The organism is Streptomyces sp. NPDC058697, from assembly GCF_042715345.1.
GTDB lineage: Bacteria > Actinomycetota > Actinomycetes > Streptomycetales > Streptomycetaceae > Streptomyces > Streptomyces liliifuscus.
In genome coordinates this window covers 140,961-156,122 of sequence record NZ_JBHXSU010000016.1, presented here as the reverse complement: position 1 = coordinate 156,122, position 15,162 = coordinate 140,961, and the positions used below count along the sequence as shown (strand labels likewise).

At 71.4% G+C, this 15,162-nt stretch carries 14 protein-coding genes and 1 pseudogene; 7 read left to right on the top strand and 8 right to left on the bottom strand.

The genetic code is table 11. From position 1 onward, the window contains the following. Positions 1-17: 17 nt before the first annotated feature. Positions 18-1,511, bottom strand: a complete 1,494-nt coding sequence (locus ACFWXQ_RS31665) for an ArsA family ATPase (RefSeq protein WP_383936614.1) — start codon at positions 1,509-1,511, stop codon at positions 18-20. Then, a complete protein-coding gene (locus ACFWXQ_RS31660; RefSeq protein WP_383936616.1) occupies positions 1,508-2,485 on the bottom strand; it encodes an ArsA-related P-loop ATPase in 978 nt (325 codons plus the stop codon). Before ACFWXQ_RS31660 ends, ACFWXQ_RS31665 begins: the two co-directional genes overlap by 4 nt. 154 nt (positions 2,486-2,639) lie before the next feature. Between ACFWXQ_RS31660 and ACFWXQ_RS31655 the strand changes: the two genes are divergently transcribed. The 4 genes from ACFWXQ_RS31655 to ACFWXQ_RS31640 all read left to right on the top strand — a co-directional run bounded on the left by ACFWXQ_RS31655 (position 2,640) and on the right by ACFWXQ_RS31640 (position 5,303). Further along, positions 2,640-2,801 carry a DUF4177 domain-containing protein gene (locus ACFWXQ_RS31655; RefSeq protein WP_107099910.1) on the top strand — a complete coding sequence of 54 codons (162 nt, stop codon included), beginning with the start codon at positions 2,640-2,642 and terminating at the stop codon, positions 2,799-2,801. Continuing rightward, positions 2,798-3,265, top strand: a complete 468-nt coding sequence (locus ACFWXQ_RS31650) for a RidA family protein (protein ID WP_143640281.1) — start codon at positions 2,798-2,800, stop codon at positions 3,263-3,265. Before ACFWXQ_RS31655 ends, ACFWXQ_RS31650 begins: the two co-directional genes overlap by 4 nt. A gap of 332 nt (positions 3,266-3,597) precedes the next feature. Further along, the gene (locus ACFWXQ_RS31645) at positions 3,598-4,467 is read left to right on the top strand and encodes an NUDIX hydrolase (RefSeq protein ID WP_383936618.1); all 870 of its coding nucleotides are present in this window, start codon (positions 3,598-3,600) and stop codon (positions 4,465-4,467) included. After that, positions 4,464-5,303: an MBL fold metallo-hydrolase gene (locus ACFWXQ_RS31640; protein WP_383936620.1), complete on the top strand. Its 840-nt coding sequence runs from the start codon at positions 4,464-4,466 to the stop codon at positions 5,301-5,303. The genes ACFWXQ_RS31645 and ACFWXQ_RS31640 overlap by 4 nt, the downstream gene beginning before the upstream one ends. 48 nt (positions 5,304-5,351) lie before the next feature. Here ACFWXQ_RS31640 and ACFWXQ_RS31635 read toward each other — a convergent pair whose 3' ends face one another. Further along, a complete protein-coding gene (locus ACFWXQ_RS31635) occupies positions 5,352-6,158 on the bottom strand; it encodes a nucleotidyltransferase (protein ID WP_383936622.1) in 807 nt (268 codons plus the stop codon). Positions 6,159-6,393: 235 nt separating this feature from the next. Beyond that, a complete protein-coding gene (locus ACFWXQ_RS31630; protein ID WP_016642758.1) occupies positions 6,394-7,068 on the bottom strand; it encodes a Crp/Fnr family transcriptional regulator in 675 nt (224 codons plus the stop codon). 1,120 nt (positions 7,069-8,188) lie between these two features. Here ACFWXQ_RS31630 and nth point away from each other — a divergent pair. The 3 genes and pseudogenes from nth to ACFWXQ_RS31615 form a co-directional block, all read left to right on the top strand. Continuing rightward, positions 8,189-9,268, top strand: a pseudogene (nth, locus tag ACFWXQ_RS31625) (endonuclease III); the annotation flags it as partial. Between the two features lie 199 nt (positions 9,269-9,467). Next, complete coding sequence (locus tag ACFWXQ_RS31620) at positions 9,468-10,172, top strand: NUDIX hydrolase (RefSeq protein WP_383936624.1); 705 nt, start codon at positions 9,468-9,470, stop codon at positions 10,170-10,172. Between the two features lie 119 nt (positions 10,173-10,291). Beyond that, a complete protein-coding gene (locus ACFWXQ_RS31615) occupies positions 10,292-11,491 on the top strand; it encodes a MarP family serine protease (RefSeq protein ID WP_383936626.1) in 1,200 nt (399 codons plus the stop codon). A gap of 249 nt (positions 11,492-11,740) precedes the next feature. Here the strand turns inward: ACFWXQ_RS31615 and ACFWXQ_RS31610 are convergent, their stop codons facing one another. The 4 genes from ACFWXQ_RS31610 to nhaA form a co-directional block, all read right to left on the bottom strand. Continuing rightward, positions 11,741-11,920, bottom strand: a complete 180-nt coding sequence (locus tag ACFWXQ_RS31610) for a hypothetical protein (RefSeq protein WP_079053496.1) — start codon at positions 11,918-11,920, stop codon at positions 11,741-11,743. Between the two features lie 164 nt (positions 11,921-12,084). After that, a complete protein-coding gene (locus tag ACFWXQ_RS31605) occupies positions 12,085-13,035 on the bottom strand; it encodes an alpha/beta fold hydrolase (RefSeq protein WP_383936628.1) in 951 nt (316 codons plus the stop codon). Next, entirely contained in the window at positions 13,032-13,520 is a 489-nt protein-coding gene (locus tag ACFWXQ_RS31600; RefSeq protein ID WP_383936630.1) for a phage holin family protein, read from the bottom strand. The genes ACFWXQ_RS31605 and ACFWXQ_RS31600 overlap by 4 nt, the downstream gene beginning before the upstream one ends. A 135-nt stretch (positions 13,521-13,655) precedes the next feature. Then, positions 13,656-15,029 carry a Na+/H+ antiporter NhaA gene (gene nhaA / locus ACFWXQ_RS31595; RefSeq protein ID WP_383936662.1) on the bottom strand — a complete coding sequence of 458 codons (1,374 nt, stop codon included), beginning with the start codon at positions 15,027-15,029 and terminating at the stop codon, positions 13,656-13,658. Positions 15,030-15,162 lie beyond the last annotated feature (133 nt).

Here is a 15,162-nt window from a genome sequence, read left to right as displayed (position 1 = left end):
ACTGCGGCCCCGAGAGGCTACGCAGCTCCGGCCGGCGAGGTACCGGCCGCGAGCCGCTCCCCGATGTTCCGCAGCCCTGCGAGGTCGTGCACATCGCCGGGCAGCGCGGCCACTTCGGCCACCGCCACCTCGGGGTGGCGTGCGGCGAAGCGGTCGCGTGTGCGCTGCTCGCGGGAGAGCAGCTGCATGCGCTCGGCGTGCAGCCTCAACAGGCCTGCCGTGAGTTGTTCGACGGTGCGGTCGTCGCGGTCGTCCGTGGGGTCGTCCGTTCCGGCTCCTTCGGCGGTGGTCCGGTCCGCGGCGGGGGAGCCTGCGTCGGGCGCGGGAGCCTCGGGAACGGTGGTCTGGGTAGCGGGTGATTCTGAACTGCCGTACGTGTCGGGAGAGTTACGAAGTCCAGCTTTCCCGCCGGACTGATCCACAATGCGGGCCTCGTCAAGATTTTCCGCTGCGGCGGGATCGGAGGCGAGGTCGAGGGTCTCCGCGGCGGCCAGTGCCCGCTCCGCGGACAGCTGGGCCGCGCCGCTGCCGTGGACGCGGTTCAGCACGAGCCCCGCGAGCGGCATCTCCTCGGCGGCCAGCCGCTCCACGAAGTACGCCGCCTCGCGCAGCGCGTCCCGCTCCGGGGCCGCGACGACCAGGAACGCCGTCCCGGGCGCCTGGAGCAGCTTGTACGTGGCGTCCGCGCGGGTGCGGAAACCGCCGAAGGTGGTGTCCATCGCGGCCACGAACGTCTGGACGTCCTTGAGGAGCTGGCCGCCCAGCAGCTTGCCGAGGGTGCCGGTCATCATCGACATCCCGACGTTCAGGAACTTCATCCCGGCCCGGCCGCCCAGCTTCGCCGGAGCCGTCAGCAGCCGGATCAACTTGCCGTCCAGGAACGACCCGAGCCGCTTCGGGGCGTCCAGGAAGTCGAGCGCCGAGCGCGAGGGCGGGGTGTCGACGACGATGAGGTCCCACTCCTCGCGGGCCCGCAACTGGCCCAGCTTCTCCATCGCCATGTATTCCTGCGTGCCCGCGAAGCCCGCCGAAAGCGACTGGTAGAAGGGGTTGTTGAGGATCGCGGCCGCCCGCTCGGGGTCCGCGTGCGCCTCGACGATCTCGTCGAAGGTGCGCTTCATGTCGAGCATCATCGCGTGCAGTTCGCCGTCCGCGGAGTCGTCGACGCCCTTCACCCGGCGCGGGGTGTTGTCCAGCGCGTCGATGCCCATCGACTGGGCGAGCCTGCGCGCCGGGTCGATGGTGAGGACGACCACCTTGCGGCCGCGCTCGGCCGCGCGCAGCCCGAGGGCCGCCGCCGTGGTGGTCTTGCCGACGCCGCCCGAGCCGCAGCAGACCACGATGCGGGTCTTCGGGTCGTCGATCAGCGGATCGACGTCAAGGACGGCCGCTGCGTCTATGGCGCGGGCGGGGTCGTGCCCGTGCACCCCCGGACGGGCGGTCTCGTGCGAGTGGGCCGTGTCCTGTGCGCTGGCCGGGTCGTCGTGTGCGCGGGCCGGGTCCTGGCTCATGAGATCCCTTGCTGACGCAGTTCCTTGGCGAGTTCGTACAGGCCCCCGAGGTCCATTCCCTCGGCGAGCAGCGGGAGTTCGTGCAGCGGGAGGTCCAGGCCCTGGAGCACGGCCCGCTGGTCGCGCTCCAGAGCGTGCCGCTCGGAGTACTCGTCGGCCTGGGTCAGCAGCGGCTCCACCAGCCGCTCGGCGACCCCGCCGCGGCGCGCGCCACCTAGTCCGGCGGCGGACAGCGACTTGGCGATCGCCGTGCGCGGAGCCTCGCGGGTGAGCGCCAGATCGGTCTCGTCGAGGATCGAGGGCCGCACCATGTTCACGATGATCCGCCCCACCGGCAGCCGCGCGGCGCGCAGCTCGGCGATGCCGTCCGCGGTCTCCTGGACGGGCATCTCCTCCAGGAGCGTCACCATGTGCACGGCCGTCTCGGGCGACTTGAGCACCCGCATGACGGCCTGCGCCTGATTGTGTATCGGGCCGATCTTGGCGAGCCCGGCCACCTCGTCGTTCACGTTCAGGAAGCGGGTGATCCGGCCGGTCGGCGGCGCGTCCATCACCACGTAGTCGTACGCGAAGCGGCCGCGCTTGTCCTTGCGGCGCACGGCCTCGCAGGCCTTGCCCGTCAGGAGTACGTCCCTGAGGCCCGGGGCGACGGTGGTCGCGAAGTCGATGGCGCCGAGCTTCTTCAGCGCGCGTCCGGCGCTGCCGAGCTTGTAGAACATCTGGAGGTAGTCCAGAAGGGCCAGTTCGGGGTCGATGGCTAGGGCGAACACCTCCCCGCCACCTGGAGCGACGGCGATCTTCCGCTCCTCGTAGGGCAGGGCCTGCGCTTCGAATAGCTGCGCGATGCCCTGCCTGCCCTCGACCTCGACCAGAAGGGCACGCTTGCCCTCGGTCGCTAGGGCGAGCGCGAGTGCTGCGGCGACCGTGGTCTTGCCGGTACCGCCCTTGCCGCTGACGACCTGGAGCCTGCTCACGTCTTCGAGCCTAACCAGTCGGCCGCCGAAGTACGCAGGAGGCTGTGGACAAGCTGTGGGCGAGGTGCCGGGCGAGGCCACCGACGAAGCTCCCGACCAGGCCCCCGACGAGGCCCGCTGAAGGGCGTGTGCGGCAGCGGATACAGTCGCCCTCATGACCAAGTGGGAATACTCAACCGTGCCGCTGCTCGTCCACGCCACGAAGCAGATTCTGGACACCTGGGGCGAGGACGGCTGGGAGCTCGTCCAGGTCGTGCCCGGGCCGAACAACCCCGAGCAGCTCGTCGCCTATCTGAAGCGCGAGAAGGCCGCATGAGCGCCGTCGAGGCGAAGCTGGCCGAGCTCGGACTGACCCTGCCGGACGTCGTTCCGCCGCTCGCCGCGTACCAGCCCGCGGTGCAGTCGGGTGTGTACGTGTACACGGCCGGCCAGCTCCCGATGGTGGACGGCAAGCTTCCGGTCACCGGCAAGGTGGGCGCTGAGGTCACGCCCGAGGAGGCCAAGGAGCTGGCCCGCACCTGTGCGCTGAACGCCCTCGCGGCGGTCAAGTCGGTCGTGGGTGACCTCGACCGCATCGCGCGCGTGGTGAAGGTCGTCGGCTTCGTCGCCTCTGCCTCCGACTTCACGGGCCAGCCCGCGGTGCTGAACGGCGCGAGCGAGCTGCTCGGCGAGGTCCTCGGCGAGAAGGGCGTGCACGCGCGCAGCGCGGTCGGCGTGGCGGTGCTGCCGCTGGACGCGCCCGTCGAGGTCGAGGTCCTGGTGGAGCTGACGCACGCGTAGACGTAGGCGGATTCGCCGGGGTGCGTGCCCTTCGCGAATGTTGTCGGCCACGGTGTGAGTCGGTCTGTTGGGGCGCTGGTCCGTTGTGGCGCTGGTCCGTTGGGGCGCTGATCCGTCGTGGCGCCGGGCGTCCGTCTGCCGCGCGTGTTCCGTCGCCGGGTCGGGCGCTCCGCCGGAGGCCCGGCTTTCCGCAGGGGCCGCACGCCGTCCCGCCGTGGCACGGGCGGTGCTTCTGGGCCGTGCCCAGGCCTGCCGGTACGGCGTGGGCAGGCCTCTTGGGGAGGCGATCGTTGCCTCTCGAACATCAGCCCACTCCGGGATAGCCTCCGCCCATGGCGAATGGGCAGTGGTATCCCCCCGAGTGGCCCGAGAGAATCCGCGCGCTCGCGGAGGGCACGCTGACACCGGTCGCCCCCAGGCGGGCGGCCACCGTCATGCTGCTCAAGGACACCGACTCCACCCCCGTCGTGCACATGCTGCGCAGACGCGCCTCCATGGCCTTCGCCGGAGGCGCGTACGCGTACCCCGGCGGCGGTGTGGACCCCAGGGACGACGACCGGCAGATCCGCTGGGCGGGCCCCACGCGCGCGTGGTGGGCGTCCCGGCTCGGCGTCGACGAGACCGCCGCCCAGGCGATCGTCTGCGCGGCGGTGCGCGAGACGTACGAGGAGGCGGGCGTCCTGCTCGCGGGCCTCACCGAGGACACCGTGGTCGGCGACACCACCGGCGAGGAGTGGGAGGCGGACCGCGCTGCCCTGGTCGCCCGCGACCTCTCCTTCGCGGAGTTCCTGGAGCGCCGGGGGCTCGTCCTGCGCTCCGACCTCCTCGGGGCCTGGACCCGCTGGATCACCCCGGAGTTCGAGCCCCGCCGCTACGACACCTGGTTCTTCGTGGCCGCGCTCCCGGAGGGCCAGCGCACCCGCAACGTCTCCACCGAGGCCGACCGCACCGTCTGGATCCGCCCCGCGGACGCGAGGGACGGCTACGACAAGGGCGACCTCCTGATGATGCCGCCCACCATCGCGACCCTGCGCCAGCTCGGCGCGTACGCCACCGCCGCCGAGGCCCTCGCCGCGGCGCCGGAGCGAGACATGACGCCCGTCCTGGCCCAGGCCCGCCTGGAGGGCGGCGAGCTGGTCCTCAGCTGGCCGGGCCACGACGAGTTCACCAAGCACATCCCGACCGGTGGAGCCTCCGCATGACCGACGCCGCCGCCCTTCCCGGCCAGCCACGGGGCGGGGTGCTCTCCGGTCCCGCCACCGCGCGTGCCGTCAACGTCCTGGCGCCCAACGCCTCCGCGATGACCCTGGACGGCACGAACACCTGGATCGTGGCCGAGCCGGACTCCGAGCTGGCGGTGGTGATCGACCCGGGGCCCCTGGACGACGTACACCTTCGGAACGTCGTCGACACCGCGGAGAAGGCCGGCAAGCGGGTCGCGCTGACCCTGCTGACGCACGGGCATCCGGACCATGCGGAGGGCGCCGGACGGTTCGCGGAACTTACCGGGACGAAGGTGCGGGCGCTCGATCCGGCGCTGCGGCTCGGTGACGAGGGCCTGGCGGCCGGGAACGTCGTCACCACGGGCGGCCTGGAGCTGCGTGTCGTGTCCACCCCCGGCCACACCGCCGACTCGCTCTGCTTCCATCTGCCCGCCGACCGGGCCGTCCTGACCGGCGACACGATCCTGGGCCGGGGCACCACGGTCGTCGCGCACCCCGACGGGCGCCTGGGCGACTACCTGGACTCCCTGCGGCGCCTGCGGTCCCTGACGGTCGACGACGGCGTGCACATGGTCCTGCCGGGCCACGGGCCCGTCCTGGAGGACGCCCAGGGTGCCGTCGAGTTCTACCTCGCCCACCGGGCCCACCGCCTCGCCCAGGTCGAGACGGCGGTCGAAGACGGCTACACGACCTCTTCCCAGGTCGTCGCCCACGTCTACGCTGACGTCGACCGCTCCCTGTGGCCGGCGGCGGAGCTGTCGGTGCTGGCGCAGCTGGAGTATCTCCGGGAGCACGGGCTCATCGGGGAGGCCTGAGAAGCCGGAATCGTGCCTCCTAGGAGGCACGTTTCGAAAACACCCTCCCTAGGGGCGCGGTTTCTTGATGCCGTGCACGCGCGCGTACTCCTCGGCGAGCCACGGCCCGAGATCCTCGACGTACGACCGCAGGACGGCGGCATCGCCCCTCGGCTCGTACCCGAGGACGGCCGCCTCCCGCAGTTGTGCGGCCCGCTCCGGGTAGTACGCGCCGAACGCCTCGGCCATCTCCGTCAGATCGCTCGTCCAGCCGTTCCAGCGGGGCATGACGAGGGTGAAGCCGGTGCGGACGAGATGACGTGACATGAAGCGCACGAGGGGCCGCAGGGCCTCCTCCGAGCCGTCCGCCTCGGAGATCCGGTCGCGCCACCGGGCAAGGAACAGCGCGAGGTCGCCGTTCGTCTCACGGGCGAGGAGCGAGTCGGGCCGGTAGCGCGGCAGGTCCTCGGCGAGGTCCTCGCCCAGCAGCGGCGTACAGAGGCAGGCGACGAACCAGCCGAGATCGTGCCTCTCCAGGTCGCTCAGCACCTGCGCCCGGCCGACCAGCAGCGTCCCCGCCCCGTCGATCTGCGGGAACTCCTTGTCGAGCGCCTCGTCGAGCGAGCGGGCGTCCGTACGGTCCGCGTCCGTGGGCTCCTCGCGCAGGGCGAGCAGCAGGTCGAGGTCGGAGCGGCCCACACGCGCGGTGCCGCGCGGAATCGACCCGTACAGGTACGCGCTGTGCAGCCGCGCCCCGAAGACGTCCAGCACCCGGTCGCGGGCCGTGGCCACCACTGGCCGGAACGCGCGCGGGATCAGCCCCAGAGATCCCTCGCGGTCGATGTATCCCCGGGCGTCGAGCCCCTTGTTCGGCATGGGAACACTCTGCATGGGCCGGGCCGCGGGTTCATGTCATTTCCAGCGGAACACGCGCAGCGGGCGGACGGAACGTGCCTCCGCGCGGACCGCGGCGAGGCAGTCCCGGCCGCGGCCACCACCCGGGGGTCCCGTCCGGCGACGACAAGAAGGGCCCCACTGTGCGGCGGGACCCTTCTTGAAGAAGACGTGACGTAACGCGTAACGCGTAACGCGTAACGCGTAACGGCAACGGCTAGCGCGAGCGCTTCGCGAGGCGCTCCACGTCCAGCAGGATGACCGCGCGGGCCTCCAGGCGGAGCCAGCCGCGGCCCGCGAAGTCGGCGAGCGCCTTGTTGACCGTCTCGCGGGAGGCGCCGACGAGCTGGGCCAGCTCCTCCTGGGTCAGGTCGTGCACGACGTGGATGCCCTCCTCGGACTGCACGCCGAAGCGGCGCGAGAGGTCCAGGAGCGCGCGGGCCACGCGGCCCGGCACGTCGGAGAAGACCAGGTCGGACATCTGGTCGTTGGTCTTGCGCAGACGCCGGGCGACGGCGCGCAGCAGGGCGGCGGCCACCTCGGGCCGCGCGTTCAGCCAGGGCTGGAGGTCGCCGTGGCCGAGGCCGAGCAGCTTGACCTCGGTCAGCGCGCTGGCGGTCGCCGTGCGCGGGCCCGGGTCGAACAGCGACAGCTCGCCGATGAGCTCGCCGGGGCCGAGGACCGCCAGCATGTTCTCGCGGCCGTCGGGGGATGTGCGGTGGAGCTTCACCTTGCCCTCGGTGACCACATACAGGCGGTCTCCGGGGTCGCCCTCGTGAAAGAGCGCGTCTCCGCGCGCGAGGGTCACCTCACTCATGGAGGCGCGGAGCTCCGCGGCCTGCTCGTCATCGAGCGCCGCGAAGAGCGGGGCGCGCCGCAGAACGTCGTCCACGAGTTCTCTCCTTGTCGACCTGCTCAGGGGATCTTGCTCCCCCGTGTGCCGGGGACCGTGTTCCCCATCTTGCCGGACGGTCCAAACAGTGTGATCAGTCACAAGTCTGCCGTACAGGTGTGTCCCGCAGTGCGGCAGGGGGCCAATTGGGGGCCGATCTCCGAGGGCCGGGGCGGATGTCACTGGTGGGCTTTAGGCTGGCCGGGTGTCCAAATCGCCGGTGAGAGCACAGGCCAAGGGGGCTGGACGGGTGGTTGCACGTCGCGATTCCGCTGTGGGCGAACAGGACCCCGACGGAGCGAAGAAAACGACAAAAGCGGCAGGGGGCGGGCCGGCCAAGAGGTCGGCCGGAGCCGCCGGGAAGGCCGCGGGGGCCGCGGCCTCGGAGATGGCCGCAACCGCGAAGAAGGCCGCCGCCGACAAGAGAGCCGCGTCAGCCAAGAAGGCTGCCGCCCCTAGCAGGAAGGCGGCTGCCGCTGGCAAGAAGGTGGCCACTGGCAAGAAGGCCGCCGCGGGCGAGAAGGTGGCCCCGAGCAAGGAGGTGGCCGCCCCGACCAAGAGGGCTGCTGCTGCGGGCAAGAAGGTGGCCGCAGGCAAGAAGGCTGCCGTGAGCAAGGAGGTGGCTGCGGGCAAGGAGGTGGCCGCGCCGAAGACGACCGCCGAGAAGAGCGCGCCGTCCGAGGCGCTCGCCAGGAAGAGCGCAGCGTCCACGGCACCAGTCAGGGAGAGCGCGTTGCCCGCGGCGTCCGCCAGGAAGGCCTCGGTGTCGAGGGCGCCTGCGGCGGAGGGCACGCCCGCGGTGAAGAGCGCACCCGTGAAGGCGACCGTCAGGAAATCCACGCCCGCCAAGAAAGCCTCGGCGTCGAGGGCACCGGCGGTGAAGGGCGCGCCCGCGGCGGGCACGCCCGCGGTGAAGAGCGCACCCGTGAAGGCGACGGTCAGGAAATCCACGCCCGCCAAGAAGACTTCGGCGTCGAGGGCACCCGCGGCGAAGGGCGCGCCCGCGGAGGGCGCACCCGCGGCGAAAGGCGCACCCGCGGTGAAGAGTGCGCCCGTGAAGGCGACGGCCAGGAAATCCACGCCCGCCAAGCTGGCCTCGGCAGCGAAGGGCACGCCCGCGGTGAAGAGCGCACCCGTGAAGGCGACCGCCAGAAAATCCACGCCCGCCAAGAAACTCCCGCCCGCCGAGAAATCCACACCCTCCAAGAAACCCGCACCCGCGAAGAAGGCCGCACCCACCGCAGTGACCCCCGCCAAAGCCACTCCTGCCAAGGCAGCCCCTGCCAAGGCCACTCCCGCCAGGACCACTCCCGCCAAGGAGGCCCCCGCCAAGGCAGCCCCCGCCAACGCGACGCCGGCCAAAGCAGCCCCCGCCAACGCGACGCCCGCCAAAGCAGCCCCCGCCAAAATCACCCCCGCCAAGCCTCCCCGGAACGAGTCGCATACGGCTCTCGTCCGGCGGGCTCGCCGGATCAACCGTGAGCTCGGCGAGGTGTACCCGTACGCACACCCGGAGCTGGACTTCGAGAACCCCTTCCAGTTGGTGGTCGCCACGGTCCTGTCGGCGCAGACGACGGACCTGAGGGTGAACCAGACGACGCCGGCGCTCTTCGGGAAGTACCCCACGCCCGAGGACCTGGCCGCGGCGAATCCGGAGGAGGTCGAGGAGATCCTCCGGCCGACCGGGTTCTTCCGGGCCAAGACCAAGTCGGTGATAGGGCTCTCCAAGGCCCTGCGGGACGATTTCGGGGGCGAGGTCCCCGGCCGGCTCGAAGACCTCGTCAAACTGCCCGGCGTGGGCCGCAAGACCGCCTTCGTCGTCCTCGGCAACGCCTTCGGCCGCCCCGGCATCACCGTGGACACCCACTTCCAGCGGCTCGTACGACGCTGGCAGTGGACCGACCGGACGGAGCCCGACAAGATCGAGGCGGCCATCGGCGGGCTCTTCCCGAAGAGCGAGTGGACGATGCTCTCGCACCACGTGATCTTCCACGGCCGCCGTATCTGCCACGCCCGCAAGCCCGCCTGCGGTGCCTGCCCGATCGCCCCGCTCTGCCCGGCGTACGGCGAGGGCGAGACGGACCCGGAGAAGGCCCAGAAGCTCCTGAAGTACGAGAAGGGCGGCTTCCCGGGCCAGCGCCTCAACCCTCCGCAGTCCTACCTCGACGCGGGCGGCATCCCCGCACCCCCGCTGGGCGCGCCCGCCCCCGGTGCGTCCGTCGCCGACGCCTCCGCGTCCGGCGCCACCGCACCCGCCCCCGGCGCACCCGCGTCCGGCGCCACCGCCCCCGGCGCACCCGTCTCCTCCGCACCCGCGCCCGGTTCACCCGCGCGGGGGGCCGGATGACGGAACGATCTGTGGACCCGCGGGCGTTGAGAGCAGCAGAACGGGGGTGGCGATGACGCGCGCGAGTCGCACGCACGACATGCAGGACGGCGATCTGGTCCCGACCAAGGACGGCCTGCCGGGCTGGCTGGACCCGGTGGTGCGGGCCGTGGAGACGGTGGAGCCGCTCCAGCTGAGCCGCTTCCTGCCGCCGGAGGACGGCGGCGGGCGCCAGTCGGCCGTGCTGATCCTGTTCGGTGAGGGGGAGTCCGGCCCCGAGCTGCTGCTCATGGAGCGGGCGAGCTCGCTCAGGTCGCATGCCGGGCAGCCGTCGTTCCCCGGTGGCGCCCTCGACCCCGAGGACGGCGACCCGAAGGCCGACGGGCCGTTGCGGGCCGCTCTCCGCGAGGCCGAGGAGGAGACCGGGCTCGACCCCAGCGGTGTGCAGCTCTTCGGCGTGCTCCCGAAGCTCTACATCCCGGTGAGCGGCTTCGTGGTCACCCCGGTGCTGGGCTGGTGGCGCGAGCCGACACCGGTCGGCGTGGTCGATCCGGCGGAGACGGCCCGGGTCTTCACGGTCCCCGTGGCGGATCTCACGGACCCCGCCAACCGCGCGACGGCCGTGCACCCGCGCGGCCACGCAGGTCCGGCATTCCTGGTCGAATCCGCCCTGGTATGGGGCTTCACGGCCGGAATCATCGACCGCCTCCTGCACTACGCGGGCTGGGAGCGCCCCTGGGACCGCGACAAGCAGGTCCCGCTCGACTGGCGCGCATGACAGGGTGGCACCCGTGCTGTGTCTTTCCGGGGGCCGCGACATGAGCGGCTGCGCCGGGTGTCCCCGGACCCCCGGCCGAGGCACGGCCACCGCAAAGTGATGAGGCGAGGCTTGAAGCAGTGAACGTGCTGGACATCCTGTTGCTGGTCGCCGCCGTGTGGTTCGCGATCGTGGGCTATCGCCAGGGGTTCGTCGTAGGCATCCTGTCGGTGATCGGATTCCTGGGCGGCGGTCTCGTCGCCGTCTATCTCCTGCCCGTCATCTGGGGCGCGGTGACGGACGACGCGGAGGTCGGCACGACCGCGGCCGTCGTCGCCGTGGTCGTCGTGATCGTCTGCGCCTCGGTCGGCCAGGCCCTCACCACGCATCTCGGCAACAAACTGCGGCGGTACATCACCTGGTCCCCGGCCCGCGCCCTGGACGCCACGGGCGGCGCCCTCGTCAATGTCGTGGCGATGCTCCTCGTCGCCTGGCTGATCGGCTCGGCCCTGGCCGGTACGACACTGCCGACGCTCGGCAAGGAGGTCCGCAACTCCAAGGTGATGCTTGGCGTGGACAGGGCGCTGCCCAACCAGGCCGACACCTGGTTCGCCGACTTCTCCTCGGTCCTCGCGCAGAACGGCTTCCCGCAGGTCTTCAGCCCGTTCTCGAACGAGCCGATCAACGAGGTGGATCCCCCTGACCCGGCCCTCGCGAGCAGCCCGGTCGCCGCACGTGCCCAGCGCTCCATCGTCAAGGTCACCGGCACCGCCCAGAGCTGCGGCAAGGTCCTCGAAGGCACCGGCTTCGTCTTCGGCCCGCGCCGCGTGATGACCAACGCCCATGTGGTGGGCGGCGTGAACGAGCCGTACGTCCAGATAGGCGGCGAGGGCAAGCGGTACGCCGCGAAGGTCGTGCTCTACGACTGGGAACGCGACATCGCCGTACTCGACGTGCCCGATCTGAACGCGCCCGCCCTGAAGTTCACCACCAAGGAAGCGACCAGGGGGGACGACGCGATCGTCGCGGGCTTCCCGGAGAACGGCTCGTACACGGTCAACCCGGCGCGGGTGCGCGGACCCATCACGGCCAACGGCCCGGACATCTACCACCGGGGCACCGTGCAGCGGAAGGTCTACTCCGTGTTCGCGACCGTGCGCCAGGGCAACTCCGGCGGCCCGCTGCTCACCGCGAACGGCGAGGTGTACGGCGTGGTGTTCGCGAAGTCCCTCGACGACCCGGACACGGGGTACGCGCTGACCGTGGAAGAGGTCCAGGAGGACATCACCAAGGGTCGTACCGCCAACCAGCAGGTGGGCAGCGACAGCTGCGCGCTCTAGGGCCTGTCTGGCAATTCCCGTCTGCCTGGCGACGCCATGCACGCACTCTCGCCGCACCGGGCGTAGACCCAAGTACGTCCAGTACGAGGCTCTACGCCCGGCACGCCGAGAGCACGCACCTGACGCCGCCAGGCCGCCCTCCGGGCGACGACGGGAATTGCCAGACAGGCCCTAGTCCGGGGGCGCGGAGGGGCTCGGCCGACGGGCGTCACACGGGCGAGGGTCCGAGGGTTCCGGCCGCGCGGGTCCTCAGTCGCGCGGGTGACGCAGACGCGCCGAGACCCAGCGGGCACGGCGCTTCAGAATGTGCGGGATTCCCAGCCGAGGATCCGTGCCCTGCAGCTGCGGGGCTCCCCTCTGGTGGGAGCTCAGGCCACTGGCCGAGCGGCGGTTTCGTGCTGCGTCACTGTAGTCGTGCGTCCAGCCCATACCCCGACGTCTGCCCCTGCCCCAAGGTCGATAACCGCCCCCACGCCCCCCAATCGGCCTATGCGTCGGGCAATTGGCCGTTCGTAGAACAGGCGTTCCCGAGACGTGTGGGGCGGGTGGTGCGAGTGCCTCGCCGAACGGCCTCCGACCTGCGGCGCGATGCCTCAGCGGTCCGGCTCGGGGTCCTTCAGCCAGTTCACCAATTCGGTGGAGAAAGCCACGGGATCCTCCTCGTGGGGAAAGTGCCCGAGCCCGTCGAACAGCCGCCAGCGGTACGGCGCTTCGACATACTCCCCGGACCCCGCGGCACTCCGCGTGCGCATCACCGGATCGAGCGAGCCGTGCAGATGCAGCGTCGGCACCCGCACCGGCCGCTTCATCCGGCGGTTGAACTGAATACCGTCCGGACGGGCCATCGAGCGGACCATCCACCGGTACGGCTCCAGCGAGCAGTGCGCCGTCGACGGGATGAGCATCGCCCGCCGGTACGCCTCCACGGCCTCGTCGTCCGGCAGCCGCGGCCCGGACCAGTCCCGGATGAGCTCGCCGACCAGGGCCCCCTCGTCGGCGAGCAGTTGGCGCTCGGGGATCCAGGGCCGCTGGAAGCCCCAGATGTACGAGCCGGCCGCGGTCTGCTTCATGTCCGAGAGCATCGCGTTGCGCCAGCGCCGCGGGTGCGGCATCGAGGAGACCGCGAGCCGGCGCACCAGCTTGGGGCGCATCACGGCCGCGGTCCACGCCAGATAGCCGCCGAGGTCGTGGCCGACCAGCGCGGCGTCGGGCTCGCCGAGGGACCGTACGACGCCGGTGATGTCGAGGGCGAGGTTCGCGGGGTCGTAGCCGCGCGGGGTGCGGTCGCTGCCGCCGATGCCCCGCAGGTCCATCGCGACCGCGCGGAAGCCCGCGTCGGAGAGCGCCACCAGCTGATGCCGCCAGGTCCACCAGAACTGCGGGAAACCGTGCAGCAGCAGGACGAGCGGCCCGTCGCCCATCTCGGCGATGTGGAAGCGCGCGCCGTTGGCGGCGACGTCCCGGTGGGTCACCTGTTTCCCGCCGGGCACGTCGAGCCGTACGACCGAGGTGGGTTGCGCCGAGGATGAGGCGGGATCCGTCATGAGGACGAGCGTGCCACAGCCTTGACGGTGTCACCGACCGGGTCGGCCGCGGTCACCTCACGGGGGTGCGGCTTCACGTTCTGCAGTACGGCCGCCGATTCCTTGACCGAGGCGGCCGTCTTCTGCGGGCCCTGGCCCTGCTTGGCCTTCTTCGCGAAGATCACGCCGATCAGCGCGAGGACGGCCGCGACCACCACGTTCGCGGCGAACGACAGCAGGAAGCAGACCGCCAGGTTCCAGTCGCTCCAGGTGCGGATGCCGTACGCCAGGGCGAAACTCAGCATGGGCAGGGAGAAGATCAGTACCGCACCGGCGGCCGCGAACGCGCCGCCGCCGACCGCTCCGCGCTTGACGTCCCGCTTGAGCTGCGCCTTCGCCAGTGCGATCTCGTCGTGCACCAGCGCGGACATCTCGGTCGTCGCCGAGGCGAACAGCTGGCCGATGCTGCGTTCGGCGCCGACCGGGCTGCCGTCGGGTGCGCTCATCGCGTTCTCCCTGTTGTCTTGTCGCCGTTGTCTGTCGTCGTCCGTCGTCGTGGAGCTGTGCGCGTTTTGGGTACGTGTGGACCGTACGTGCCGGACCGGGCGTATCGGAACGTGCGTAACGGACCGTGTGTCAGATCATGCCGGACCGTCGTTCCCCTCGCTTGCCCCGCCCGTCACTTCGGCAAGCCTTCGGTGCTCGGCGGCCTTGCGCTCGTGGATCTCGGCCATCCGCAGGTGGTAGGCGGGGTTGTCCTGTTCGTAGATGTCGGGGATGCCGTCGAGGTCCTCGTCGCGCTCCTCGTCCTCCCACAGCTTGCGGTACTTGGCGTTGCGTATCTTCAGCAGGACGCCCGACAGGACGGCCGCGATCAGGGAACCCATCAGGACGGCGGCCTTGACCTCGTCGGTGAGTGCCCTGTCGCCCGCGAAGGCGAGTTCGCCGATCAGCAGCGAGACGGTGAAGCCGATGCCGGCGAGCGAGGACACCGCGAAGACGTCGGGCCAGGCCAGGTCGTCGGAGAGCGTGGCCCTGGTGAAGCGGGCCGTCAGCCAGGTGCCGCCGAAGATGCCGACCGCCTTGCCGACGACCAGACCGAGCACGACACCGAGGGTCTCCGGCCGGGTGAACACCTCGCCGAGCGCACCTCCGGACACTGCGACCCCGGCGCTGAACAGCGCGAACAGCGGTACGGCGAGGCCCGCCGAAAGGGGGCGTACGAGATGCTCGATGCGCTCGCCGGGAGAACGCTGCTCGCCTTCGTCCTTGCGGGTGGTACAGCGCAGCATCAGACCCATCGCGACCCCGGCGACCGTGGCGTGGACGCCGCTGTTGTACATCAGCCCCCAGATCACCAGGGCGAGCGGCACGTACACGTACCAGCCGCGTACGCCCCTGCGCAGCAGCAGCCAGAAGACGGCGAGGCCGAGGGCGGCGCCGCCGAGCGCCGCGAAGTCCAGGTCGTCGGTGAAGAACACCGCGATGATCAGGATCGCGAAGAGGTCGTCGACGACGGCGAGCGTGAGCAGGAAGGCGCGCAGGGCGCTCGGCAGCGACGTACCGATGACGGCGAGGACGGCGAGTGCGAAGGCGATGTCGGTCGCGGTCGGTACGGCCCAGCCGTCGAACGAGCCGCCGCCGGTGACGTTGACCAGGGTGTAGACGAGCGCGGGCACGGCCATGCCGCACAGCGCGGCGACGACCGGGAGCGCGGCGGCCCGCGGGTCCCTGAGGTCACCGGCGACCAGCTCGCGCTTGAGTTCGATTCCGGCGACGAAGAAGAAGACCGCGAGGAGGCCGTCGGCGGCCCAGTGCTCGATGGAGAGGTCCAGGCCGAGTGCAGCGGGTCCGACGTGGAACTCCCTGACCGTCTCGTAGCTCTCCCGGATCGGGGTGTTCGCCCAGATCAGCGCGGTGATCGCGGCGGCGAGCAGGAGGACGCCACCGACCGTCTCGGTGCGCAGCGCGTCCGCGACGAAGGTCCGCTCGGGCAGGGAGAGCCGTCCGAGGATCTTGGTGTCCTTGCGGCTTCGGGGGTCTGGGCCGGGAGCGGGGGAGGGGGTGGGGGAGGGGGTGGGCGCGGACACGGGGTCGACCTCCGGTCGGTGGGCAGGGCTGAGCACATGCCGACCAGACTTCCCGGCG

Coding starts and splice junctions, on each gene's coding strand:
- ACFWXQ_RS31655 (WP_107099910.1), top strand. CDS start 2,640: ATGACCAAGTGGGAATACTCAACCGTGCCGCTGCTCGTCCACGCCACG.
- ACFWXQ_RS31620 (WP_383936624.1), top strand. CDS start 9,468: ATGACGCGCGCGAGTCGCACGCACGACATGCAGGACGGCGATCTGGTC.
- ACFWXQ_RS31605 (WP_383936628.1), bottom strand. CDS start 13,035: ATGACGGATCCCGCCTCATCCTCGGCGCAACCCACCTCGGTCGTACGG.
- ACFWXQ_RS31665 (WP_383936614.1), bottom strand. CDS start 1,511: ATGAGCCAGGACCCGGCCCGCGCACACGACGACCCGGCCAGCGCACAG.
- ACFWXQ_RS31600 (WP_383936630.1), bottom strand. CDS start 13,520: ATGAGCGCACCCGACGGCAGCCCGGTCGGCGCCGAACGCAGCATCGGC.
- ACFWXQ_RS31635 (WP_383936622.1), bottom strand. CDS start 6,158: ATGCCGAACAAGGGGCTCGACGCCCGGGGATACATCGACCGCGAGGGA.
- ACFWXQ_RS31645 (WP_383936618.1), top strand. CDS start 3,598: ATGGCGAATGGGCAGTGGTATCCCCCCGAGTGGCCCGAGAGAATCCGC.
- ACFWXQ_RS31640 (WP_383936620.1), top strand. CDS start 4,464: ATGACCGACGCCGCCGCCCTTCCCGGCCAGCCACGGGGCGGGGTGCTC.
- ACFWXQ_RS31650 (WP_143640281.1), top strand. CDS start 2,798: ATGAGCGCCGTCGAGGCGAAGCTGGCCGAGCTCGGACTGACCCTGCCG.
- ACFWXQ_RS31610 (WP_079053496.1), bottom strand. CDS start 11,920: ATGGGCTGGACGCACGACTACAGTGACGCAGCACGAAACCGCCGCTCG.